The following is a 22,110-nucleotide window of genomic DNA, read 5'->3' as shown; positions in this document are numbered from 1 at the left end:
GGGCAGAGGTGACACCGCCCTGTACGTTTTCGATCGTGTCCGCTTCGAAAAAGACCGCGCTGACGATCGTCGCCGCCGCGCTGCTGCCCCTGCTGACCGCCGTGCCCTCCTGGGCGGACGGCAGGACGACTCCGCCCGCGACGAAGCAGCCTCAGCCCCCCGCCAGAATGTCCACGGTGGGCGGGGTCCAGCTCGGCCAGGCGGGTACGCAGGTGCATTTGGCACCCGGCGTGCCGGTCCTGCCCAAGAAGCTGAGCGGCCGGTCCTGGATCGTCGCGAACGCCGAGACCGGCGAGGTGCTGGCCTCGCACAACGCCCACTGGCGGCTGGCGCCCGCCTCCACCCTCAAGATGCTCTTCGCGGACACGGTGCTGCCCAAGCTGTCCAAGAACGAGGAGCACAAGGTGACGCCCGCCGATCTCCAGGGCATGGGCGACGGCAGCAGTCTGGTCGGGGTGAAGGAGAACCTCACCTATTCGGTCCACGATCTGTGGCTCGGGGTCTTCCTGAAGTCCGGCAACGACGCCGTGCACGTCCTCTCGCACATGAACGGCGGGATCGACAAGACGGTCCAGGACATGCAGCGGCACGCCGTCGAACTGCAGGCGCTCGACACGACGGTCGTCACGCCCGACGGTTACGACGACAAGAAGCAGCTCTCCAGCGCGTACGACCTGACCCTGTTCGCCCGCTCCGGTCTCCAGAAGAAGGACTTCCGGGAGTACTGCGCGACGGCGACGGCCAGCTTCCCCGGCGAGCTGAAGAAGGGGAAGACGAAGCGCGAGTCGTTCGAGATCCAGAACACCAACCGGCTGCTGACCGGTGCCAGCGGGGTCACGACGTACCAGGGCATCGCGGGCGTCAAGAACGGCTACACCACCCACGCCGGCTCCACCTTCACCGGCGTCGCCGAGCGCGACAACAAGGTGCTGCTGGTCACCGTCATGAACCCGTCCTCCAAGGAGAGCCAGGCGGTCTACCAGGAGACCGCACGCCTCCTGGACTGGGGTTTCGCGGCGGACGGCAAGGTCAAACCGGTCGGCGAGCTGGTGCCGCCCAAGTCCGCCGCGACGAACGTCTCGCCGAGTCCGACCCCGGTCGAGGCCGGTGCCACCGGCTCCGCGAAGCCGCTCGCGGCCGCGGGCGGCGGGGCGGGCGGCATCGCGACAGCGCTCGGTGTGACGGGTGGGGCGGTGGTCCTGGTGGCGGGCGCGGTGTATCTGGTCAACCGGCGCTGGCCCCTGACCCGCCGTCCGCGCGCCTAGCGCCGTTCCCGCTGTTCCCGCCGTTCCCGCCGTTCCCGCTGTTCCCGGCGTTCCCGCTGTTCCCAGCTCTGGCTGAAGACTCCGGAGGCCCGGCCGCACCCCGGCCGGACTTCGGGCTCACCCGGGTGAGGTGGCTGGGGCCTTCGCCGCCGTCGCCGGAGCCGCCACCGCCGTCGTCCGAGCCGTCACCGGTGGCCTCCGTCCCCGCCTTGCTCGGGGTCGCGGTCCAGGCGGAGCAGAACAGCAGCAGCTTCGCCTGGAAGTTGATCCACAGGAGCAGCGCCACCGGCACGCCGAAGGCGCCGTACATGCTCTTCCCCGCCACGCCGCTGATGTAGCCGCCGAGCAGCAGCTTGAGCGCTTCGAAGCCGATCGCGCCGAGGAGGGCCGCGACGACGAGCCGGCGGCGGGGCGGGTGCACGCGGGGCAGCAGGGTCAGGACGTAGAGCAGCAGCAGGAAGTCCGCGAGGATCGCGATCGCGAGGGCGGCGGCCTGGAGCAGCACACCGGCCGCGCCGTCCTCGGGGATACCGAGCCGGTCGGCGGTCCAGCCGACCGCCGTGGAGCCGAAGGTGGAGGCACCCAGCGAGGCGAGGCCCACCGCACCGAGGCCGAGGAGCACCACCCCGTCCTTGGCCTTGAGCACGATCGGGTTGTCCTGTCCCGGGTCCTCGCACTCCCACACGGCCCGCAGGCACTCCCGCATCGAGCCGACCCAGCTGATGCCGGTCAGGAGCAGCAGCGCGCCGGCCACCGCCCCGACCGTGCCGGCGTTGGCCACCAGACCGTGCAGGTCCAGCTGGTCGGAGATGCCGGGCACCTGCTTCGCGATGCTGTTCTGCAACCGGTCGAGCTGGCCCTTGCTGAGCAGCGCGGCGCCGATCGCGGCGCCCACGGTGATCAGCGGGAAGACCGCGATGAAGCTGATGAAGGTGATGGCGGCGGCCAGGCGGGTCCAGTGGACCCGGTCGAGCGTCTCGTACGAGCGCCAGGCGTGTGTCCGCATCAGCCGGGCCACGAACGGTCCGATGACGGGGAGTTTTCTCAGCCAGTCCATGCAGGAGACCTGCCCCCGAATCGGACGGACAGCCGAGGCGCGACCGCCGTACCGTCCGGGGTCCGCCACGCCATCTGCCGCCCCTTTCGCCGGATCAGAGGCTGACTTTTCTGTGCATGTGGATGATTTTCACGTCATCCTTCTCCGACACTCCCTCAACCACCCATTCATACGAGTACCGCCATATAGGAGACAAAGAATGCCGTACGGAACGATACGGTCACCTCCATGTCTGCCGACACCTCCATCGCCAACGGCGCCGCGCCGGGCACCTTCACCGGTCCCGCGACCGGCATCGCACCCGGCACCCTCACGGGGTCCCTCACGAGCTCCCCCCACGGCGCCGTCACGGGCGCCGGAACCGGCACCCCTCCGGACCCGGTCCCCGACGCGGACTACGTGCCCGGGACGGACTACCTGCCCGGCTCGGACTACGTGCCCGGCTCGGACTTCGACACCTTCCTCTCCATGACCGGCTGGGACCGCACCGCTCCGACGACCGCCCGGCTGGTCCGCCCGCGTTCGTACGAGGAAGCCGCCACGGCCGGACGGGGCGCCGGCATCCGGGGCTCCATCGCCCGGGGCATGAGCCGGGCGTACGACGACGCGGCGCAGAACGCGGACGGCTCGATCCTCGACCTGACCGCCATGAACCGCATCCGGAGGATCGACGCGGACGCGGGCGTCGTCGTGTGCGACGCGGGCGTGAGCCTGCACCGGCTGATGGAGGTGCTGCTGCCGCTCGGCTGGTTCGTGCCGGTGGCCCCCGGGAGCCGTTACGTGACGGTCGGCGGCGCGATCGGCTCCGACATCCACGGCAAGAACCACCACATGTCCGGATCCTTCGCCCGCCACGTGCGCTCCCTGGAACTGCTGACCGCCGATGGCCAGGTCCGTACGGTCCTCCCCGGCACCCCGCTCTTCGACGCGACCACGGGCGGGATGGGCCTGACGGGCGTGATCCTCTCGGCGACCGTACGGCTGCACCGCGTCGCGACGACCATGATGTCCGTCGACACCGAGCGGGCCAGGGACCTCGACGACCTGCTCGCGCGCCTCGCCACCACCGACCACCGCTACCGCTACTCGGTCGCCTGGATCGATCCGCTGGCACGGGGCGCGGCCCTGGGGCGCTCGGTACTCACGCGCGGGGAGCACGCGCCGCCCGACGCCCTGAAGGCGCACGCCCGGCGCATGCCACTCGCCTTCCGGCCGGGACAGCTCCCACCGCCGCTCTCCTTCGTGCCGTCGGGGGCGCTGGGGCGGGCCGCGGTCGGCCTCTTCAACGAGTTCTGGTACCGCAAGACGCCCCGCCGGCGCACGCGTGAGCTGCGGCGGCTCCCGGCGTTCTTCCACCCGCTGGACGGTGTCCCGCACTGGAACCGGATCTACGGGCGCGACGGCTTCGTCCAGTACCAGTTCGTCGTCGGGTACGGCCAGGAGGACGCCCTGCGGCGGATCGTGCAGCGCATCGCGCGGCACGGCTGCCCTTCCCTCCTCGCCGTACTGAAACGCTTCGGCGCGGGCGGCCCGGGGTGGCTGTCGTTCCCGATGGCCGGCTGGTCGCTCGCCCTGGACATCCCGGCCGGGCTGCCGGGGATCGCCTCGTTCCTCGACGAGCTGGACGCGGAGGTCGCGGCGGCCGGGGGCCGGGTCCGCCTCGCGAAGGATGTCCGGATGCGGCCGGAACTGCTGGCCGCGATGTACCCGCGTCTGAACGAGTTCCGCGCGCTGCGGGCCACGTTGGACCCGCACGCGGTCTTCGCCTCGGACCTCTCCCGCCGCCTGGGCCTCTAGGTCCTGTTGCGCACCCCCACCGCCGTACAGCCCTACAGCCCTACAGCCCCAAGGAGTACTGAGAACGATGAAGGACGCCTCCGGCACCCCACGGTCCCTGCTCATCCTCGGTGGTACGTCGGAGATCGGGCTGGCCACCGCGCGCCGGCTGATCATCCGCCGTACCCGTACGGTCTGGCTGGCCGGCCGCCCCTCCGCCGCCCTGGACTCCGCCGCTCACGGGCTGCGCGCTCTGGGCGCGGACGTCCGTACCGTCGCCTTCGACGCCCTCGAACCCGCCTCGCACGAGGAGACGCTGGGGAAGGCCTTCGCGGAGGGCGACATCGACATGGTGCTGCTCGCCTTCGGCGTACTCGGCGACCAGGCGCGCGACGAGTCCGAGCCGCTGGCGGCGGTGCGCGTGGCGCAGACCAACTACATCGGTGCGATCTCGGCGGGGCTGGTGTGCGCGGCCGCGCTCCAGACGCAAGGGCACGGCTCGCTGGTGGTGCTGTCGTCGGCGGCCGGCGAACGGGCCCGCCGCGCCGACTTCATCTACGGGTCGAGCAAAGCCGGGCTCGACGCGTTCGCGCAGGGGCTGGGGGACGCCATGCACGGCACCGGGGTGCAGGTCATGATCGTGCGGCCGGGCTTCGTACGGTCCCGGATGACGGCGGGCCGGGAGGAGACACCCATGGCCACCACGCCGGAGGCGGTGGCGGTCGCCATCGAGCTGGGGCTGCGGCGGCGCTCGGAGGCGGTGTGGGTGCCGGGGGCGCTGCGCGTGGTGATGACGGCGGTGCGCCACCTGCCGAGGCCGGTGTTCCGCAGGCTGCCGATGTGAGCCCGGCGCGGCGGGCGCCGGCGCCGCGACCGGCAACGCCTGCGCGACGGGGCTGAGCTCGCCGGGAACGGCACTGGGCCCTGTCCGGCGACAGGACCTAGGGACGCAGCGAGGCGGACTGGTCGGTGGAGCTGGACTGCGTGGGCACGGCCGAGGTGTCCCCGCCGCCGCCGAACGCGTACTCGTGCAGCTTGCGGAACACCCCGTCCTCGCCCTGCTCGTACAGCGCGAAGGAGGTGCAGCTCCACTCCGCGGCGTACTCCGACAGCTCCTCGTAGGCCCGGTCCATCGCCTCCTCGGCGATGCCGTGCGCGACGGTCACATGCGGGTGGTACGGGAACTGCAAGGCGCGGACGAGCGGTCCCGACTCGTCCCTGACCCGTTTCTGGAGCCAGGAGCAGGCCGCCGCGCCCTCGACGACCTGGATGTAGACGACCGGGGAGAGCGGACGGAACGTCCCCGTGCCGGAGAGCCGCATCGGGAAGGGCCGGCTCGCCGACGCGACCGAGGCGAGATGCGCCTCGATCGCGGGCAGCGCCGACGAGTCGACCTCCGTGGGCGGCAGGAGCGTGACGTGGGTGGGGATGCCGTGCGCGGCGGAATCGCCGAAGCCCGTACGCCGTTCCTGGATCAGGCTGCCGTACGGCTCCGGGACCGCGATCGAAACGCCGAGCGTTACGGTCCCCACATCGTTCTCCTCAGTCTGTTTTATGAGCGTTGCGACTGTTGTGAGCGTTATCGGCACTATCAGCGGTTGTGGTGGTGCCGGCCGCCAGTGTGACGGTCACACCGCCCGGGTGGCCAGTGACGGCCGCCACCGCCTGGTGCGCCGCCGCCTCGGCATCTCAGCGCCCCGACCTCAGTCCCCCGACCTCAGTACGTCGGCACCTCGGCGCCGTCGTCAGTGCTTGGCGCCGTCGTCAGTGCTTGGCGCCGTCGTCAGTGCTTGGCGGGCAGGAAGCCGACCCGGTCGTAGGTCTGCGCCAGTGTCTCGGCGGCGACCGCGCGGGCCTTCTCGGCGCCCTCCGCCAGGATCGAGTCCAGCGTCTCCGGGTCGTCCAGATATTCCTGGGTGCGCGTCCGGAACGGTGTGACGAAATCGACCATGACGTCCGCCAGATCCGTCTTCAGCGCACCGTAACCCTTACCGGCGTACTTCTGTTCCAGCTCCGCGATGGCGGTGCCCGTGAGGGTGGAGTAGATGGTGAGCAGATTGCTCACGCCCGGCTTGGCGGCCGCGTCGAAGAGGATCTCGCTGCCCGTGTCGGTGACCGCGCTCTTGATCTTCTTCGCGGTCGTCTTCGGCTCGTCGAGCAGATTGATCAGGCCCTTGGGCGTGGACGCCGACTTGCTCATCTTGATCGCCGGGTCCTGGAGGTCGTAGATCTTCGCGACCTCCTTGACGATGTGCGGGGCCGGCACCGTGAACGTCGGACCGAAGCGGGAGTTGAAGCGCTCGGCGAGGTCGCGGGTCAGCTCCACGTGCTGGCGCTGGTCCTCACCGACGGGGACCGCGTTCGCCTGGTACAGGAGGATGTCCGCGACCTGGAGGATCGGGTACGTGAACAGTCCGACCGTGGCGCGGTCCGCGCCCTGCTTGGCGGACTTGTCCTTGAACTGCGTCATCCGGGAGGCCTCACCGAAGCCGGTGATGCAGTTCATGACCCAGGCGAGCTGCGCGTGCTCGGGGACATGACTCTGGACGAAGAGGGTGCAGCGCCGGGGGTCGAGCCCGGCGGCGAGGAGCTGCGCGGCCGCGAGGCGGGTGTTGGAGCGCAACGCCTCGGGGTCCTGCGGAACGGTGATCGCATGCAGGTCCACGACCATGTAGAACGCGTCGTGGGTCTCTTGCAGCGCCACGTACTGACGGACCGCACCGAGATAGTTCCCAAGGTGGAAAGAACCTGCGGTGGGCTGGATACCGGAGAGCGCGCGGGGACGATCAGAGGCCATGTCCACCATTCTCTCAGGTACGGCCGACAGCTCGGGAACGGATCTCCGAAGGACGGAACGGAAGTCCCGCGAGCGGTGTATCAAGGGCGTGAGCACTCGGGAGGGGACCCTGGAGGGGGGCCGCACCCTGACGGTTGCGGATGAGACGGCGGTGATCGCGCGCGTGCGTTCCGGTGAGCCGGAGGCGTACGCGGAGCTGGTGCGCGCGTATACGGGCGTCGCACTGCGGGCCGCCGTGGCCTGTGGCGCGGGTTCGGAAGCGGAGGATGTGGTGCAGGCCGCGTTCTTCAAGGCGTACCGCTCGCTGGGAGAATTCAGGAACGGCGCTCCGTTCCGTCCCTGGCTGCTGCGGATCGTCGTCAACGAGACAAGCAACACAGTGCGCTCGGCTGTCCGGCTGCGGGCCCTCGCGGGCCGTGAGGCCGTCCTGCTGGGTGCCGAGCCGCTGATACCGGAATCGGCGGACCCGGCTGCGGCGGCTGTCGCGGAGGAGCAGCGTGCGGTGCTGATCGCCGCGCTGGAGAAGCTGAGCGAGACGCAGCGGCTGGTCGTGACGTACCGCTATCTGCTGGAGCTGGACGAGGCGGAGACGGCCGAGGCGCTGGGCTGGCCGCCGGGCACGGTCAAATCCAGGCTGCATCGCGCCCTGCGGAAGCTGAGACGGATCATGCCGGTGCGCGGGTCGGGGCTGGAGCACGGGCCGGGGCTGGAGCACGGGCCGGGGTCAGGGCAGGGGTCGTCAGGGCCAGGGGGCGGCACGGGACGGGCGGTGAGCGGGTGAGCGGCATGGGCGACGAGGAGAGCACGGTCTCCGGCGGGCTGCCGGAGGAGTTGCGGACGCTGGGCCGGGGCATGCGGCTTCCTGACGTCGACGGGGCGACGATGGCCGAGCGGGTCCTGGCCCAGCTCCTCACCGAAGCGGTGCCGGTGCCGGTACCGGCACCGCCGGGGTGGTGGGCGCGGATCCGCCGACGGCTGCGCGCGCGATGGCGCGCGCTGGCCGCCACCTTCTCCGGGGTGCTGCTGGTGCTCGTGCTGACGCCTCCGGTGCGGGCGGCGGTCGCGGACTGGTTCGACTTCGGCGGGGTCGAGGTGCGGTACGACCCGTCGGCGAGCCCGCTCCCGGCGGCGCCCGAGCCGGTCCCGGGGTGCGACCCCCCGGTCCCGACGGCGGAGGTGATCCGACAGGCCGGTTTCGTTCCCCGGCTGCCGACCGAGCTCGGCGCTCCGGACGTGATCTCGGTGGCCGAGGCTGCGCCGGGCAGGTCCGTCGTCAGTCTCTGCTGGACGGCGAAGGGACAGACCGTGCGTCTCGACGAGTTCACGGCGTCGCTGGACATCGGCCTCATGAAGCAGGTGCGGATCATGCCGCAGTGGATACCGGTCGGCGGTGGCACGGGACTCTGGTTCGAGGAGCCGCACGAGCTGCGTCTCCGGCTGATCGACGAGCACGGCGCCGACTGGACGCGATCCGTTCGGACGGCGGGTCCCACGCTGCTCTGGGATGACGGTGGCCCGCTCCCGGAGGACGGTGGCGCGGGCCTGGCGAACCGGACGCCTGCGGGCGGGCAGCGGCTCACGCTGCGGCTGGAAGGGGTTCCGTCGGCGGCGCGTGCGCGGGTCATCGCGGAGTCGATCCACTGAAACGCCGCAGGGAAAGGGGGGAACCGGCCGGGGCCGAGCGGTGTAAAGGAGGTGACACGGACACGGTGCGGAGGGTCCGTACAGCACGTCGGCAGGGGGAGACATGCGACAGGGGAAGAAGCGGACGTTCGGCAGGACGGCCGTAGCGGTGGTGGTTCTGGCGCTCGCCTGGGGGTTCGCGCCGAGTGCGGTGGCCGGGGGGCCGACCAGTGTGCTGATCACCTCACCGGAGAGCGGGGAGGCGGCGGCTCTCTACAGCAGCGCCGAGGAGTACGCGGAGCTGGCGGAGCAGCTGGGCACCCCGGAGACACTGCCGGCGCGGGGATCGGGGCAGCGGGAGCGACCGCCGTCGCTGGACTCGGCGATCGGCTCGCGACAGATCACCGTGACGTGGATGTTGCACGACGTGCAGCCATGGCGGCTGGACCGGGTCTATCCGAGCGCGGACACCTCCGTCCTATGGATATTCACGACCCAGCGCTCCTCGCCTCAGGACGACACCTGGCACAAGGCGGAGCAACCGGCTGTGCTGCGGGCGTTGTTGGGGAGGCTCGGCCTGATGGGCGAGAAGACCGGATCTGGGGTCGGCGGCGCCTGGTTGCCGTCCTCCTGGAAGACGGGCGCGAATGCCCCGGCCGCCGCGCCCGAGAGCCGGCCCGAGAGCCGGGCAGTGCCCCGGGCCGAGGCGGAGGCCGGGCCTGGGACGCCCGGCGACGGGGTGACGGGCTGGTGGTGGGTGGCGGCAGCGGGGCTCGCCGCCGGCACCGCGCTCGGTCTGGTGCTGCGACCGATGGCGGGACGCCTGAGGGGCCGGCCGGTCCGGTGGGGCCGCGATCAGGAGGAGACCGGAGGACCGCGTCAGCAGTTGCTGGATGCCCCGCCGGACCGTCTTTCCTCCGACTGAGGGGGCGCGACGGGATCCTGGCCGGCCGCCCACCCGTTATCCAGGCGTACAGCTCAGCCTAGGCGCCGTTCAGACAGGGCATCCCGAAAGCAAGGTTTCCCCGTCCACACTGCGAGCGACGATAGGAAGTGGGGCCCCGCCCCGCTCACGCCGGACAGCTTTTCCTGACCGATCGGAGACCCCGTGTCGACAACGGAGCGCGCCATCGCCTCGGCTGAGGCGCACAGTGCGCACAACTATCACCCGCTGCCCGTCGTCGTCGCCTCGGCGGACGGTTCGTGGATGACCGATGTCGAGGGGCGGCGCTACCTCGACATGCTCGCCGGGTACTCGGCGCTCAACTTCGGCCATGGCAACAGGCGGCTCATCGAGGCTGCCAAGGCGCAGCTGGAGCGGGTGACACTCACGTCCCGGGCCTTCCACCACGACCGGTTCGCCGACTTCTGTACGGGGCTCGCCGAGCTGTGCGGCATGGAGATGGTGCTGCCGATGAACACCGGCGCGGAGGCGGTGGAGACCGCCGTGAAGACCGCCAGGAAGTGGGGGTACCGCGTCAAGGGCGTACCGGACAACATGGCGAAGATCATCGTCGCGGCCGACAACTTCCACGGGCGTACGACCACGATCGTCAGCTTCTCCACGGACCCGGAGGCGCGGGCCGACTACGGGCCGTACACCCCGGGCTTCGAAATCGTTCCGTACGGCGATCTCACCGCACTGGACGCCGCGATGACCGAGAACACCGTGGCCGTGCTGCTGGAGCCGATCCAGGGCGAGGCCGGGGTGCTGGTTCCGCCGGCCGGCTATCTCGCGGGGGTGCGTGAGCTGACCCGGGCGCGGAACGTGCTCTTCATCGCGGACGAGATCCAGTCGGGCCTCGGCCGGACCGGGAAGACCTTCGCCTGCGAACACGAGGGCGTGGTGCCCGACATGTACATCCTCGGCAAGGCGCTGGGCGGCGGGGTCGTGCCGGTGTCCGCCGTGGTGTCCTCGGCCGAGGTGCTCGGTGTGTTCAAGGCCGGGGAGCACGGTTCGACGTTCGGCGGCAACCCGCTGGCCTGCGCGGTGGCCCTGGAGGTCATCGCGATGCTCAGGACCGGTGAGTTCCAGCAGTACGCGGCCGAGTTGGGCGACCACCTCCACCACGAGCTGGGGCTGCTGGTGGGTGGCGGGGCCGTCGAGGCGGTGCGCGGCCGGGGGCTGTGGGCCGGGGTGGACATCACGCCCTCGCGGGGCACCGGCCGGGAGATCTCGGAGCGGCTGATGGACCGGGGCGTGCTGGTGAAGGACACACACGGGTCGACGATCCGGATCGCCCCGCCGCTGGTGATCAGCAAGGAGGACCTGGACTGGGGCCTGGACCAGCTGCGGGCGGTACTCGCCGACTAGTTCGGCTGATGCGGCGGATGCGGCCCGGTACGTGAGATTGGCGGTGTCGCGGCGCCCTGGGGACATGATCCACGGGGCGTCCGTGCAGGCGAGCACGGGACCGGGTCGTTTCCGCGCTCATACCGTCGTCCTGATCTCACCGGAGTTGCCGGAGACGTCGAAGCACGTCATCGCCACGACCGGCGTCAAAGGATCACGTGGGGCAGGAAGCGGGCGTACTCGTCCGTGATCGGACCCGCCGACTCCCGGATGCCCAGCCCGGCCGCCTCGTCCTCGACCACCCACGCGCCGAGCACCACGCGGTTGCCGTCGAAGTCGGGCAGCGGCGCGAGCCCCTGGTAGCAGCACGCCTCGTCCCGGACGACCGGAACGGCGCCGGGCTCATGGATGGTCACGCCGGCGCCCTCGCGGCCGAGGAGCGGCTTGGCGACGTAACCACCTTGGCGGACGAGCTCGCGGGGGCCGTCGAGATAGGCGGGCAGCAGGTTGGGGTGGCCCGGGTGCAGCTCCCAGAGGATCGCGAGGAGTGCCTTGTTGGAGAGGAGCATCTTCCAGGCGGGTTCGATCCAGCACGTGGTGCCGGTGGAGCCGCCGTTGTCGAGGGTGTCCAGGACGTACGGGCCGAACCGGTCGCTGGTCAGCCACTCCCACGGATAGAGCTTGAAGCAGCTGCGGATGAAGCGCAGCCGGTCGTCGACGAAGCGGCCGGACAGCCGGTCCCAGCCGATCTGTTCCACGGACAGCGCCTCGGTGGCGAGCCCGGCCTGCTCGGCGGTCTCGCGCAGATACGCGACCGTCATCAGGTCCTCGCCCAGCTCGTCCGTGTCGGAGTGGGCGAAGTGGACGGGGCCGGGCGGCAGGAGGGCGGACTGGTGCCTCCAGGCGGCGACGAGGCGTTCGTGGAGGGAGTTCCACTGGTCAGCGCCGGGGAACCTCTCCTCCATCCAGAACCACTGCGCGCTCGCGGCCTCCACGAGTGAGGTGGGGGTGTCGGCGTTGTACTCCAGCATCTTGGCCGGCCCCGTGCCGTCGTACCGCAGGTCGAAGCGGCCGTAGACGGAAGGCAGCTCGGCGCGGCGCCGCCAGGACTCGGCGACCAGGGCGGCCAGCCGGGGATCGGTGATGCCGAGGTCGGCGAACCGCTCGTGCTTCACGATGTACGCGGCAGCTTCCAGGCACATGGCGTGCAGCTCTTCGACGACCTCTTCGAGCGCTTCGACCTCGGGCAGGGTGAACGCGTAGTACGCGCTCTCGTCCCAGTACGGCCGCAGCGAGCCGTCCGGGTGGCGGGTGAGCGGGTAGACGACGCCCTGCCCCTCGACGGTCCGCTGCCAGCCGGGGCGCGGCTCGATGGTGTGACGTTGCATCAGTGATTCGCCGATCGCGGTGGGATTCAGCCGCCGTGAGAGCTGGAATGCGAGCCGCCGAAGCCGCCCTTCTCGACCGCCGACTTGTGGGTGCTGCCGCCCGAGACCCTGCCGTGGCGCACGGAGCCGCCGTAGTAGTGCGTGCCGTGGCCGCCGGTGTCGCACTCGTAACTGGGCAGTATCTCGTGCGTCACCGGATCCACACACCGCTTGTCCGGCTCCGAGGCGCACGAGCTGAGCGCGAGCGCGAGCATCCCCATACCGCCGAGCACCACCGCGCCCGACCTGAAATTCCGCTGCCGCGTTGTCATCCGCCGTCTCCCCCGTGTCGTCTTCGCCCCGCCCTGCGGGGCGCCTCCACACTAGATGCCCGAACGGCCCTTCTGTAAGGGTGGTCGCCTCCTGGGTTGCCCACCACGGAGAGCGAAGTCTCGACCTGGGCGTCCGGGCCTCAACTGGGCTTCACCGTAAGGAGCTACGAACACCCCGGCGACCGAAAACACGGCGGGTAGGGTGCTGGAGAGGACGTTCGGCACGGTGCTTTTCGCGGCTGAACGCGTCGAGGGACTCCGGCCGGATTCGCTGGAGGGCATGGCACGGGTGGTGAGCGGTGCCCTCCAGGATCCGCACCGGATTGGTGATGAGCCGGTAAGGAAACGAGGGAGAAGTCCGCTCCATGGGGGATCACTTCAAGACAGATGTGGATCAGTTGGGGACTTTCCTCAGGACGCTTGAGGGCTGCATCCGGGATCTGAACGAAGCGCGTGCCGCTCTGGCTCATGTCCGAGCGGACCAGATCGGGACAAAGCGGCTGGATGAGGCGTGCGACGGCTTCCAGGAGCGCTGGAAGTACGGCTCCGAGGAGACCAGGAAGCTGATCGAGACCATCAGCCAAGGCGTGAAGTCCAACAAGAAGAATTACGAAGAGGTCGAGGACGCACTCGAAAAGGCGTTCCAGCATCTGGCGAAGAGCACGACCGAGGGGCAAGGGGGCGCGCACTGATGGCGGCGAACCCCTACCCCCACCTCGGCTGGAATCCGACACCGGGTATCCCCGGTGAAGTGACCGTCCTGGAGGGGAAGGTGACGTCGGCGGCGGCCGCGCTGCGTACGTGTCACAACCAGTTGCAGAAGCTCCTCGGTGAGAGCAGCTACTGGGAAGGCGAAGCGGCCCAGAAGTTCCGCGAGGCGATCGACGGCGAGCTGCCGACCTACGTCAAGAACGCGGCACGGTCCCTGGAGAAGGCGTCCGCGCAGCTGCGGAACTGGGACGGCCATCTGACCTCCAACCGCGACCTCGCGCGGAAGTACGACGATGACGCCGCCGAGAAGAAGGCGGCGGCCCGGACCGCCAGGGACCAGCACGCACGCGCCGAACAGCACCCGGATCTCAAGCTCGCGGGTCAGCAGTTCGCCAGCCAGGAAGAGGCCGATGCGGCGACGGAGCGGCTGCGGGCGGCCGAGCGCAGTCTCGGCGAGGCGACGACCCAGCTGAACAAGGCCAATGACGCGTATGACGCCGTCATCACCAAAGCGCAGACGCTGGAGACCACGCACTCCGATCAGGCGGACGTGGTCGCCAAGTCCCTCGACGACGCCACCGACAAGCTGGCGCCGAAGGAGCCGGGCTGGCTGAGTGACCTCGGGAACGTCATCAAGGAGTCCCTCAATGCTCTCAAGGAACACGCGGGAACCATCGGCGCCATCGCCGGCCTGCTGGCCCTCTTCCCCACGCCGCTCGCTCCGATCTTCGCCGGGATCGCGATCGTGGCAAGCGCGACGTCCATGGCCAAGAATTTTTCCGACCCGGAGTTCAGGGACGCCTTTCTCCCGACGGGCGACAAGTTCGGGTGGAACATGGACACACTTTCCGCATGGGCATCCGTAGGCGGCGACGCCGTCGGCATGGTTCCAGGAGGAAGAGCATTGGGAACAGCGGGAAGAGAAATGGTCGACGGCCTGAGGGCTGCCGAAGAAATGGGCGTGGCAGTCAAGAACACGGAAAAGGCAGCTGAATTCGTCAGGGAATTTGGCTCCGTGGTGAAAAATACCGCAAAGAACGATGTCGACGAGGCATGGGATGCAGCCCGAGAGAGTACGGGAGGAGCCGCCAAGTTGATGTCCAGCATCAGTGTCAACAGCCTCAATGTCGCCGCCAACTCCGTTTCTTCCCTGGAGAGTCTGGGGACCGTTCCGAAGGAAGGCGTCAGCCACAATGCCTCAGAATTTGTCAAGGCCGGCGCCGGAGTATTTTCTTTTGCAGAGCTGATGAAATGGATATGATCAACACCTCCTCGAATCCCAACAGGAACATCAGCCAGTGAACGAATTTTCCCCGGCAATCACCGAAAAGTCAGATATTTCCTTCTGGTACGGCATTCCACACGGATATCTTCAGATCGACCTCGCCCCTTCATTGGAACAGATCGAGAACCTGGTGGAACAGGTGCTTGACTTGCCGAATGAATTGCGCGAGCAGGCCGAGGAACTTCTGCGCTTCTACAGCGGCGTCATTACTGCACTGAACGCGAACAATGTGCGCGGGTGCGCAATCGGTCTGCACAGGGACGACGTCGGCGGATTCGCCTCCTCCACGCTCACCATCTCGACGGTTCCAACGCCCGGAGTCAACGCAAAGCTGATCCTCTCCAGTATGGCCGGAACGGCTTACGGTGCCCAGGAGGGGGGCGTGCGCCCCATGCGACTGCCCTGCGGCATCGGATTCCTCGCCGAGGAGAAGAGGCATACGGTCGCTCCGGGGAGACCGCCGGAAGGGGGTGTGGCTCCCCTGGAGGGCACGATCTGGCAGGGCGCGGTCGCGGTGACCGGGTCCGGCACACCCGACATCATCGTGATTCAGCTGGTGACCTCCGCCGTCCATCTGGCTGATGACTACCGAAATGTTCTGCTGGGCGTCGCGCACACCCTGACTTTCACTGATCCGTCACTCCCGAGAGCGAGGGACGACACGAAGGACCTCGATCCGACATCAGCGATCGCGACGATCAGAAACGACTTCGGATAAGCCACCGCAATGGCTGAGCGTGAAGGAAACAGGCGTGCTGACCGAGAGCTCTCCAAGAAACCCGCCCAATACCCTTGATGTCGATCAGGTTCTCAAGCAGAACTACATCATCCTGGCCAAGTTCATCGCAGTACGCGTCGCCATCATCGCAGCCTTGTTTGCACTGCCAATAGTGCTGCAAAAATTGGGAGTCCCGGAATCATTCTTCCTGGCCCTGCTCATGGTCCCGCCGATGTACGTCTTCATTTTTACGCTTTACCGAGTCCGGTACGGGGTTCGCATCACACAATGCGCAAGGGTGATGCGCCTCTATCCTCTTGAATTCCACACGCGAGTGGTCTACAAGAGAACCGAATGGACTGAATACGGGAACGTGTTCACTATTCGGGCATCGATTCGCGGTCAGCACGGGGCACCTTCGATGCTGGCCCTCAACGCAGCCGGACGCCGCCGCTGGCCGGAAGGAATTGAGAATGGCGCGTGGATTGCGGGCGATCTCCCGTTCGGAGGCGTACTGGTTGTACCCGGCAGCAATGCGATGATGTTTCTGAATCCCGCAGACTGGGAGAAAATGGCTCCGAGACGTGAGCAGGCCGGCGCCGAACGTATCGCGAGGGCGGAACAGGCAAAGCTTGCGAAAAGGAATTGGAAGAAGCCTGTGTTCGCCCGGGTTGGGTAGCAGCCCCACCACCACGGCGTCGGGCGACCCGGTGAAGGGCCGCCCGACGGAATTCCGGGGTCGGTCCGTCAGCTCTCGCCGTCAGTTCTCGCCGTCAGCGAAGCCGCCGTACGGACGGGTGATGGCTTCCAGGCCGTGTCCGGCCGGGTCCATGAAGTAGACGCCCCGGCCGCCGTCGTGGTGGTTGATCTCGCCGGGCTGCTTGAGGTGCGGGTCGGCGTAGTACGTGATCCCCGCGTCCTGGATGCGCCGGAAGATTCCGTCGAACTCTTCCTCGGTGACCAGGAAGGCGTAGTGCTGCGTGACGACGGACTCGGCCGGGATGGTCGCGAAGTCCAGGGTGACGCCGTTGCTCAAGGCGACCGGGATGAACGGACCCCACTCGGGGCCGACTTCGAGATCCAGGATGTGCGCCAGGAACTCGGCGGATTCCCGGTTGTTCCGGGAGTGGACGATGGTGTGATTCAACTGGACCGACATGGTGGAATGCCTCCGTCAGGCAAACTCACGGACACCTCCATGCCTCACCCGGACGGTGACCGACACGCGATGCCGTACCGGCGATCCTATGACGGAAGAGCCGTGGCGTAAGCGACAGTCACCACAACTGCCAGGCAGACGTGGACCGCCACGGCATCGGAAGCGGCTGACCTTGCTCGTCGCTCAGCTGGGCGGCGCCCCGGATCATCCTCAGGGCGCGTCCGCTCGACGGGCCGTCCGGTCCGCCGGAACGGTGGCGGCGTTGACCGCGCCCCAGAAGTCCTCGACCAGGGCCGTCGGCACGGGGGAGGTGACGTGGCGCTGGGTGAGCAGGATGCCCGTGACGCCACTGCGGGGATGGGACCGCCAGGTGGTGCCGATCCCGCCGTCCCAGCCGAAGCCGGAGGGCAGTGGTGCGGTGCTTCCCATCGCCGGTGCCGCCATCCCGAGGCCCCAGCCGCAGTGTTCGCCGAGGAAGAGCCGCGACGCCTCGCGCTGGGCGGTGGAGAGCCGGTCCGTCGTCATCAGCGTCACCGATTCCGGCGAGAGGATCCGCCGGCCCCGCAGGGTTCCTCCCGCCAGCAGCGTGGACACGAACGACCAGTAGTCGTCGATGGTCGAGACCAGCCAGCCGCTGCTGTCGGGGAAGGACGGCGGGGTGCTCCACCAGCTGTCCGCCGGATCATCGAGGACGGAGAGCTCGCCGTCCTCCGCGTCGGGCATATAGGCGGTGGTCAGCCGGTCGAGCTGATCCGCCGGCACGGTGAAGCCGGTGTCGGGCATGGCGAGCGGCTCGAATACGCGTTCGCGCAGTACGGTCCCGATGTCCTTGCCCGCCGCTCGGGCCAGCAGGATGCCGAGGACCTGGGCCGACGAGTTGTAGAGCCACCGGTCGCCCGGCTGGTACATGAGCGGCAGAGAGCCGAGAGCGGCCAGCCAGCTGTCGCTGTCGTGCGTCACCGGCGGCCACGGCGGGCCCCCGATACTTTGCAGTCCCAGCTCGGCCTCGGCCCGCTGGATGGGATACGTGCCCGGGGGCGCCACGACCGATCCGAACCCGGTACGGAAGCTGAGCAGGTCCTCCAGGGTGATGGGCCGGTCGGCGGGCACGGTGTCGTCGAGTTCGGCGTCGATGGCGCGCAGCACCCGGCGGTGGGCAAGCTCCGGCAGCAGGCCGTCGACGGGCTGGTCCAGGCGCAGCACCCCTTCCTCGACCAGTGACATCGCCGCCACCGCGGTGATCGGCTTGCTGAGGGACGCGATGCGGAAGATGTCCGTCCGGCGCAGCGGCGCTCGGTCGGCGAAGGACCGGGATCCGATGGTGTCGACATGGACGTCGTCGCCCTGGGCGACCAGGGTGACGAGGCCCGGCAGCCGACCCGACGCGACATGGGCGGCCATGACGTCGTGCAGGTGGGAGAGGCCGTCCGTCGACAGCGCGGTGGTGGACATGAGTGGCTCCTTGCTCTCCGCGTACGGTGCGCTCGGCATACGGTGTGGACGCCGCAACCGACCCAAACTCATCGCCCCGGCTCATCACGGCACGACACACCCACCTTCAGACAGCGGACCGGTGAGGGCGCACCTACCCGATGGCGGCGGCGGCCAGAGGCCCGCGTCGCCGACCAGCGGAAAGCCGCCTGGACAGGGACGCTCCAAGCAATTGAAGGATCCTTTGGCCTCGCCCATGAGTGTTCAGTCCGCATCGCCGTAGGGGACCAGGCGGCGCTGTTCGCGACACGGTGCGCACGCGAACCAGGTGATGCCGGGCCCGCTGCCCTGCTCGATCACGTCGATGAGGACAGCGGTCTCGGACGGGCCGACGTGCCAGTCGCACCAGCCGGTCGCCTTGCCGGAAGTGGAGGTCGAACTCTGCGGTGTCACGGTGTCAGCTCCAGGTGGGGTTGGAGTCCGCCGACTTGGCGAGGCCGGCGACGTGCCGGCGGGCGTCCTGCTCCACGCGCTGAAACAGGCGCATGAACTCGGCGCAGAGGGGCGGGCCGACAGAGCAGGCCGCGCAGTTCTTTCCGTGGTTCATCAGCGCTGCGGTGCTTTCGGCCCGGGCCCGGTGTGCCTCACCGATCCGCAGAAGCCTGTCCACGTCGGCGGGCGCGCAGAGCTGCCCCACCGTCCGAGGTGGCACCGACCAATGAATCCCACTCAGTTCGTTGCGGTCTGTACGCGGAACCGTCAGCCAGCAGCCGGTACTGCGGACGACCGCGAGCGGAGACCGCCACGTCTGAGCCGTCGCCCGGGGCACGAGCGCGTAATAGCAGGCGCCCGGGTCACAGATCACCGGACCCAGGAGAGCCAACGTCAAGGCGTCGGCCACCTCGCGCGGTTGGCCACCACCAACAGCGGCATGGACCAGGCCCTCGGGCATCCGGACGGCATCGAAGGCCGTACCGGTCCGGAGGAGCGCGTGTCGGCCGAGGTCCCAGTCCCGGAGCGCCACGGATGGAGCTTCCTGAGCCGAGACCAGCCAGCGCGCCAGCGTCACCGTCTCCGTTGTCGTTGTCGTTGTCGTCGTCGTTGTCATACAGCGAGCCTCGTACTACGCGGCGTTGCCATTCGATACCCAGCCGGTAATCTCACCGTGAGATGAATTCTGATCCCGTTCACGGATACCGGGGACGCCCATGCCGATGACTCCGCCGATCGAACTGCCCGTTTGGGCGTGGGAACGAGCCGAGATCCGCCAGGCGCTCCGCGCCCGTGACATCGGGGCCGCCTTCCGACACGTCCAGCGATACGGCGGCGTCAGCCAGGCACGTATCGCGGCGGCCGTCGATATGACGCAGTCCCGTGTCAGCGAGATCATCAGCGGCCGCCGGGAGGTGTCCCGGTTGGACGTGTACGAGCGCATCGCCGACGGCCTCGGCATGCCCGACGATGCGCGACACCTGCTCGGGCTGGCGGCCGGCAGGGAGAAGCGGACCGGCGGCGCGGCGTTCGATCTCGCCGCGTTCCCGGAGGTGGTCCGGGTTTACTCCGCACAGGCAGCCGCGCGGGAGGAGATCCGGTACCAGGCCCGGTCAGCGGCCCAGCTGGACGTCCTCGCCGTCAGGGGTCTCGGTCTCATCGGTCTCAACGACTCACTGCTACGGGCCTGCCTGCCGCGCGAGCAAGGCGGAAAAGGCCTACGGGTCCGGGTGTTGCTGTTGGACCCGGACTCGGCGGCGCTCGCCCGGCGGGCGGCGGAGATCGGCGAGTCCGCCGAGTCGCTGGCCAGCGGCGTCCGACTCACCGAGGCACGACTGCGTGAACTCGCTGATACAGCCGATGTGCGCGTGTACCGGTACGGGCTGCTGCCGACGTGGCGCGTCATCCGCATGGACAGCACGATGTTCGTCGGGGCGTTCGACGCGGGTTGGGAGGGGCACGAGTCCGCGACGTACAAGGTGACGGAGACGGCCGGTGGCCCTCTGTTCCGGGGCTTCTGCCGCATGTTCGAGGCGATCATTGAGACGGCGGAACGCACTGTCTGAGGAGAGAGGACAACATGATCGAGGCGGAGCTCAAGGCGCGGGTACGGGAACCGGAGGCCGTTATGCGGGCCTTGGAGTCCTTGGCCGGTGCGCGGGTGGAGGTCTACCAGGACACCTACTACGACCGCCCCCATGGTGACTTGCACGCGCGTGATCAGGAACTGCGGGTGCGGACCGTCAACGGGCAGGACGATACGCGGACGGTCCTTACGTTCAAGGACGCGAAAGTTGACGAGGAGTCGGGCTCGAAGCCGGAGTACGAGACCGGCGTCGAGGACGCGGAGACCATGCACGCCATCGCACGCGGCCTGGGGTACGTTTCCGTGATCGTTTTCGAGAAGCGGTGCCGCAACTACAGCTTCACGGCCCATGGACGTCAGATGCTCGCGACGCTCGTACGGGTCCCGGAAATCGACGGAACGTTCATCGAGCTGGAAACGCTGGTGGACGAGACCGACGTCCCTGCGGCGCTGGCGACCGTGCGGGCTGTGCTCGTCGATCTCGGCATCGACGAAAGTGACCTGACGCGGGAGAAGTACACGGATGCCGTCCAGTCCGCGCGACGGACTGATCAACTCAGCCGGTGATGACGAGCGCGCCCCTCCCCGCCCGGGTGAGGGCGCGTTCACCAGGATCATCGGCGGTCATGCGGCGGAGGCTCCGCCGGGCGGCGCGGCAGGCGTGCCGAGTTCGCACCAGACCGTTTTGCCTACCGTACGGGGCTCAATACCCCAGCGGTCCGCGAGCTGATCGATGATCAGCAACCCCCGGCCGAAACACTCGTCCTCGGTGGCGACCCGGGGATTCGGCAGCCGCTCACCTCGTGGGTCGGTGACCTCCACGCGGAGTACGGCGCCGATGAGAGCGACCCGTACCCGGAAGAGGCGGTCCCGCAGACAGCCGTGCAGCAGGGCGTTCGTCGCCAACTCGCTCACCACCAGGGCGACGTCACCGGCCCGCTCCGGATACCCCCACTCCCTGACGAGCCGCGCGGCCCGCCGCCGGGCGAAGCTGACGTTGGCGGCGGTGGGCGTGTAGGTGTGGCAGTCCTCCCGGAGAACCGGCTCGGGCTTGGGCTCGGGAGCGGAGACCTCGTTGGCTGCGGTCATGGAAACGCACCTCCATGTGGGGTCGGAGTGGCGGTGGCGATGCCGCGACCCGCGCCTGTTTCGTCGCAGGGCAGGGCGGTGCACTTCCGCCAGGTGAAGCCGCTGAGTGAGCGACTGAGCACTTAAGGTAGCGGTAAATTTCTTTAGGCAGCAAGGATTGAGGGCAGAGAATTTTCTTCGAACAGAGTTGTGCCCGCCTGACGTGGCGGCGCAGACTGTGACAACTCGTCGTAAGGGGAAGCCAGATGGCCGGCAACAGTCCGGATCGTGGTGTGTCAGTTTCGACCGTGCTCGGCCGAAGGCTGGGCGGGGAACTGCTGCGTATGCGTGAGGAGCGCGGATTGCGGCAAGCCTCAGCGGCAAGCGCCTTGACCGCCTCGGTGGCCAAGGTCGCGAAGATGGAACGCGGCCTGGTCCCGATGCGCGACCCGGACGTGCGAGCGCTCTGCCACCTTTACGAGGAGCGCGACGTCAAGGCCATAGATCGCCTACTGGAGTTGGCGAAAGCCGACCGGGACCGCCGCAAGGCGAAGGGCTGGTGGAACCAGTACCCACAGCTCAAGTCCCAAGCTGAATACTTCGCTCTGGAAGACATCGCTACAGGGGTGCGGACTTGGCAGCTCACCTTCGTACCAGGCCTTCTACAAACATCCGACTACGCCCGCGCGCTGGCAGTCGGCAACGGCGCCTGGGAAGACCTTGATGAGATCGAGCCCTTCGTCGAAGCCAGAATGGCACGTCAGGCACGCTTGACCGGTGACCGGCCGCTACAACTGTGGGCGACGCTGCATGAGGGAGCCGTACGCCAACTGGTCGGCGGTCGAGAAGTCATGCGCGGTCAGCTCGAAAGGTTGCTGGAAGCAGCCGAACTGCCGAACGTGCGCCTGCAGGTTGTCCCGTTCATCGCGGGCGCCCACCCTGGCATGACCAGCGCCTTTAGCGTTGTCTCCTTCGCGGAGCCGGGAGCCTTGGACGTAGTTCAGTCAGATACCGTCTCGACTAAGGTCTGGTTGGAGAGCGAGACTGATGCTGCCCGCCACCTTGCGATTTTTGACCGCATCGCGCGTCAGGGCCTGGCTCAACGCGATTCCACCAGACTGATCGACGACATCCGCAAGGAGTTGTAGGGA

Annotated in this window: 24 protein-coding genes; 14 read left to right on the top strand and 10 right to left on the bottom strand. The window is 68.6% G+C overall.

Annotated elements, in window-relative coordinates; all coding sequences use genetic code 11:
- The first annotated feature begins 35 nt into the window (after positions 1-35).
- Entirely contained in the window at positions 36-1,265 is a 1,230-nt protein-coding gene (locus ACIBAE_RS03665; RefSeq protein ID WP_399282146.1) for a D-alanyl-D-alanine carboxypeptidase family protein, read from the top strand.
- Here ACIBAE_RS03665 and ACIBAE_RS03660 read toward each other — a convergent pair.
- Positions 1,225-2,322 carry a YihY/virulence factor BrkB family protein gene (locus tag ACIBAE_RS03660; RefSeq protein WP_399282145.1) on the bottom strand — a complete coding sequence of 366 codons (1,098 nt, stop codon included), beginning with the start codon at positions 2,320-2,322 and terminating at the stop codon, positions 1,225-1,227. The two genes, ACIBAE_RS03665 and ACIBAE_RS03660, sit on opposite strands and share 41 nt — an antisense overlap.
- Positions 2,323-2,790: 468 nt before the next feature.
- Here ACIBAE_RS03660 and ACIBAE_RS03655 point away from each other — a divergent pair, with 468 nt between their 5' ends.
- Both ACIBAE_RS03655 and ACIBAE_RS03650 read left to right on the top strand, forming a co-directional pair.
- Entirely contained in the window at positions 2,791-4,119 is a 1,329-nt protein-coding gene (locus tag ACIBAE_RS03655; protein WP_399282557.1) for an FAD-binding protein, read from the top strand.
- Between the two features lie 67 nt (positions 4,120-4,186).
- The gene (locus ACIBAE_RS03650) at positions 4,187-4,942 is read left to right on the top strand and encodes a decaprenylphospho-beta-D-erythro-pentofuranosid-2-ulose 2-reductase (RefSeq protein ID WP_399282144.1); all 756 of its coding nucleotides are present in this window, start codon (positions 4,187-4,189) and stop codon (positions 4,940-4,942) included.
- Between the two features lie 97 nt (positions 4,943-5,039).
- On the opposite strand, the gene ACIBAE_RS03645 is transcribed toward ACIBAE_RS03650, so the two are convergent.
- Positions 5,040-5,630: a 2'-5' RNA ligase family protein gene (locus ACIBAE_RS03645; protein ID WP_399282143.1), complete on the bottom strand. Its 591-nt coding sequence runs from the start codon at positions 5,628-5,630 to the stop codon at positions 5,040-5,042.
- 251 nt (positions 5,631-5,881) lie between these two features.
- Positions 5,882-6,895: a tryptophan--tRNA ligase gene (trpS, locus tag ACIBAE_RS03640; protein WP_399282142.1), complete on the bottom strand. Its 1,014-nt coding sequence runs from the start codon at positions 6,893-6,895 to the stop codon at positions 5,882-5,884.
- 151 nt (positions 6,896-7,046) lie between these two features.
- Here trpS and ACIBAE_RS03635 point away from each other — a divergent pair, with 151 nt between their 5' ends.
- The 4 genes from ACIBAE_RS03635 (at position 7,047) to rocD (ending at position 10,832) form a co-directional block, all read left to right on the top strand.
- Positions 7,047-7,676 carry an RNA polymerase sigma factor gene (locus ACIBAE_RS03635; protein ID WP_399282141.1) on the top strand — a complete coding sequence of 210 codons (630 nt, stop codon included), beginning with the start codon at positions 7,047-7,049 and terminating at the stop codon, positions 7,674-7,676.
- A gap of 5 nt (positions 7,677-7,681) precedes the next feature.
- A complete protein-coding gene (locus ACIBAE_RS03630) occupies positions 7,682-8,539 on the top strand; it encodes a hypothetical protein (RefSeq protein ID WP_399282139.1) in 858 nt (285 codons plus the stop codon).
- 103 nt (positions 8,540-8,642) lie between these two features.
- A complete protein-coding gene (locus ACIBAE_RS03625) occupies positions 8,643-9,443 on the top strand; it encodes a hypothetical protein (protein WP_399282138.1) in 801 nt (266 codons plus the stop codon).
- 183 nt (positions 9,444-9,626) lie between these two features.
- Positions 9,627-10,832, top strand: coding sequence for an ornithine--oxo-acid transaminase (rocD, locus tag ACIBAE_RS03620; RefSeq protein ID WP_399282137.1), 1,206 nt, complete (start codon positions 9,627-9,629; stop codon positions 10,830-10,832).
- Positions 10,833-11,017: 185 nt separating this feature from the next.
- Here rocD and ACIBAE_RS03615 read toward each other — a convergent pair whose 3' ends face one another.
- Positions 11,018-12,199 (bottom strand): glutathionylspermidine synthase family protein, encoded by a 1,182-nt coding sequence (locus ACIBAE_RS03615; RefSeq protein ID WP_399282136.1) that lies wholly within the window; start codon positions 12,197-12,199, stop codon positions 11,018-11,020.
- Positions 12,200-12,225: 26 nt separating this feature from the next.
- The gene (locus ACIBAE_RS03610) at positions 12,226-12,510 is read right to left on the bottom strand and encodes a hypothetical protein (RefSeq protein ID WP_399282135.1); all 285 of its coding nucleotides are present in this window, start codon (positions 12,508-12,510) and stop codon (positions 12,226-12,228) included.
- A gap of 365 nt (positions 12,511-12,875) precedes the next feature.
- Between ACIBAE_RS03610 and ACIBAE_RS03605 the strand changes: the two genes are divergently transcribed.
- From ACIBAE_RS03605 to ACIBAE_RS03590, 4 genes are read left to right on the top strand one after another with little or no spacing between them, the layout of a single operon-like run.
- Entirely contained in the window at positions 12,876-13,202 is a 327-nt protein-coding gene (locus tag ACIBAE_RS03605) for a hypothetical protein (RefSeq protein ID WP_399282134.1), read from the top strand.
- Entirely contained in the window at positions 13,202-14,482 is a 1,281-nt protein-coding gene (locus tag ACIBAE_RS03600; protein WP_399282133.1) for a putative T7SS-secreted protein, read from the top strand. The genes ACIBAE_RS03605 and ACIBAE_RS03600 overlap by 1 nt, the downstream gene beginning before the upstream one ends.
- A gap of 37 nt (positions 14,483-14,519) precedes the next feature.
- Positions 14,520-15,224 (top strand): hypothetical protein, encoded by a 705-nt coding sequence (locus tag ACIBAE_RS03595; protein WP_399282132.1) that lies wholly within the window; start codon positions 14,520-14,522, stop codon positions 15,222-15,224.
- Between the two features lie 34 nt (positions 15,225-15,258).
- Entirely contained in the window at positions 15,259-15,903 is a 645-nt protein-coding gene (locus tag ACIBAE_RS03590; protein WP_399282131.1) for a hypothetical protein, read from the top strand.
- 81 nt (positions 15,904-15,984) lie between these two features.
- Here the strand turns inward: ACIBAE_RS03590 and ACIBAE_RS03585 are convergent, their stop codons facing one another.
- The 4 genes from ACIBAE_RS03585 to ACIBAE_RS03570 form a co-directional block, all read right to left on the bottom strand.
- The gene (locus ACIBAE_RS03585) at positions 15,985-16,383 is read right to left on the bottom strand and encodes a VOC family protein (RefSeq protein WP_399282130.1); all 399 of its coding nucleotides are present in this window, start codon (positions 16,381-16,383) and stop codon (positions 15,985-15,987) included.
- Between the two features lie 210 nt (positions 16,384-16,593).
- Positions 16,594-17,835, bottom strand: a complete 1,242-nt coding sequence (locus tag ACIBAE_RS03580) for a serine hydrolase domain-containing protein (protein ID WP_399282129.1) — start codon at positions 17,833-17,835, stop codon at positions 16,594-16,596.
- A 243-nt stretch (positions 17,836-18,078) separates the two neighbouring features.
- Entirely contained in the window at positions 18,079-18,267 is a 189-nt protein-coding gene (locus tag ACIBAE_RS03575; RefSeq protein ID WP_399282128.1) for a hypothetical protein, read from the bottom strand.
- A 4-nt stretch (positions 18,268-18,271) separates the two neighbouring features.
- Positions 18,272-18,883 carry a hypothetical protein gene (locus ACIBAE_RS03570; protein WP_399282127.1) on the bottom strand — a complete coding sequence of 204 codons (612 nt, stop codon included), beginning with the start codon at positions 18,881-18,883 and terminating at the stop codon, positions 18,272-18,274.
- A gap of 145 nt (positions 18,884-19,028) precedes the next feature.
- Between ACIBAE_RS03570 and ACIBAE_RS03565 the strand changes: the two genes are divergently transcribed.
- A complete protein-coding gene (locus ACIBAE_RS03565) occupies positions 19,029-19,871 on the top strand; it encodes a helix-turn-helix domain-containing protein (RefSeq protein ID WP_399282126.1) in 843 nt (280 codons plus the stop codon).
- A 14-nt stretch (positions 19,872-19,885) separates the two neighbouring features.
- On the top strand, positions 19,886-20,458 hold the full coding sequence (cyaB, locus tag ACIBAE_RS03560; protein WP_399282125.1) for a class IV adenylate cyclase: 573 nt from the start codon (positions 19,886-19,888) through the stop codon (positions 20,456-20,458).
- 57 nt (positions 20,459-20,515) lie between these two features.
- Here the strand turns inward: cyaB and ACIBAE_RS03555 are convergent, their stop codons facing one another.
- Positions 20,516-20,980 carry an ATP-binding protein gene (locus tag ACIBAE_RS03555; protein WP_399282124.1) on the bottom strand — a complete coding sequence of 155 codons (465 nt, stop codon included), beginning with the start codon at positions 20,978-20,980 and terminating at the stop codon, positions 20,516-20,518.
- A 245-nt stretch (positions 20,981-21,225) separates the two neighbouring features.
- On the opposite strand from ACIBAE_RS03555, the gene ACIBAE_RS03550 reads away from it, so the two are divergent.
- A complete protein-coding gene (locus ACIBAE_RS03550; protein ID WP_399282123.1) occupies positions 21,226-22,107 on the top strand; it encodes a DUF5753 domain-containing protein in 882 nt (293 codons plus the stop codon).
- Positions 22,108-22,110 lie beyond the last annotated feature (3 nt).

The sequence above is a fragment of the Streptomyces sp. NPDC051569 genome, from assembly GCF_044454085.1.
Taxonomy (GTDB): Bacteria; Actinomycetota; Actinomycetes; order Streptomycetales; family Streptomycetaceae; genus Streptomyces.
This window is presented reverse-complemented; position numbering and strand designations above follow the sequence as displayed.

What these genes read in the sequence shown, in the direction of transcription:
- ACIBAE_RS03660 (WP_399282145.1), bottom strand. Translation starts at nt 2,322, where the DNA reads ATGGACTGGCTGAGAAAACTCCCCGTCATCGGACCGTTCGTGGCCCGG.
- ACIBAE_RS03580 (WP_399282129.1), bottom strand. Translation starts at nt 17,835, where the DNA reads ATGTCCACCACCGCGCTGTCGACGGACGGCCTCTCCCACCTGCACGAC.
- ACIBAE_RS03610 (WP_399282135.1), bottom strand. Translation starts at nt 12,510, where the DNA reads ATGACAACGCGGCAGCGGAATTTCAGGTCGGGCGCGGTGGTGCTCGGC.
- ACIBAE_RS03565 (WP_399282126.1), top strand. Translation starts at nt 19,029, where the DNA reads ATGACTCCGCCGATCGAACTGCCCGTTTGGGCGTGGGAACGAGCCGAG.
- ACIBAE_RS03630 (WP_399282139.1), top strand. Translation starts at nt 7,682, where the DNA reads ATGGGCGACGAGGAGAGCACGGTCTCCGGCGGGCTGCCGGAGGAGTTG.
- ACIBAE_RS03555 (WP_399282124.1), bottom strand. Translation starts at nt 20,980, where the DNA reads ATGACCGCAGCCAACGAGGTCTCCGCTCCCGAGCCCAAGCCCGAGCCG.
- ACIBAE_RS03585 (WP_399282130.1), bottom strand. Translation starts at nt 16,383, where the DNA reads ATGTCGGTCCAGTTGAATCACACCATCGTCCACTCCCGGAACAACCGG.
- cyaB (WP_399282125.1), top strand. Translation starts at nt 19,886, where the DNA reads ATGATCGAGGCGGAGCTCAAGGCGCGGGTACGGGAACCGGAGGCCGTT.
- trpS (WP_399282142.1), bottom strand. Translation starts at nt 6,895, where the DNA reads ATGGCCTCTGATCGTCCCCGCGCGCTCTCCGGTATCCAGCCCACCGCA.
- ACIBAE_RS03615 (WP_399282136.1), bottom strand. Translation starts at nt 12,199, where the DNA reads ATGCAACGTCACACCATCGAGCCGCGCCCCGGCTGGCAGCGGACCGTC.
- ACIBAE_RS03650 (WP_399282144.1), top strand. Translation starts at nt 4,187, where the DNA reads ATGAAGGACGCCTCCGGCACCCCACGGTCCCTGCTCATCCTCGGTGGT.
- ACIBAE_RS03605 (WP_399282134.1), top strand. Translation starts at nt 12,876, where the DNA reads ATGGGGGATCACTTCAAGACAGATGTGGATCAGTTGGGGACTTTCCTC.
- ACIBAE_RS03625 (WP_399282138.1), top strand. Translation starts at nt 8,643, where the DNA reads ATGCGACAGGGGAAGAAGCGGACGTTCGGCAGGACGGCCGTAGCGGTG.
- ACIBAE_RS03550 (WP_399282123.1), top strand. Translation starts at nt 21,226, where the DNA reads ATGGCCGGCAACAGTCCGGATCGTGGTGTGTCAGTTTCGACCGTGCTC.
- ACIBAE_RS03655 (WP_399282557.1), top strand. Translation starts at nt 2,791, where the DNA reads ATGACCGGCTGGGACCGCACCGCTCCGACGACCGCCCGGCTGGTCCGC.
- ACIBAE_RS03600 (WP_399282133.1), top strand. Translation starts at nt 13,202, where the DNA reads ATGGCGGCGAACCCCTACCCCCACCTCGGCTGGAATCCGACACCGGGT.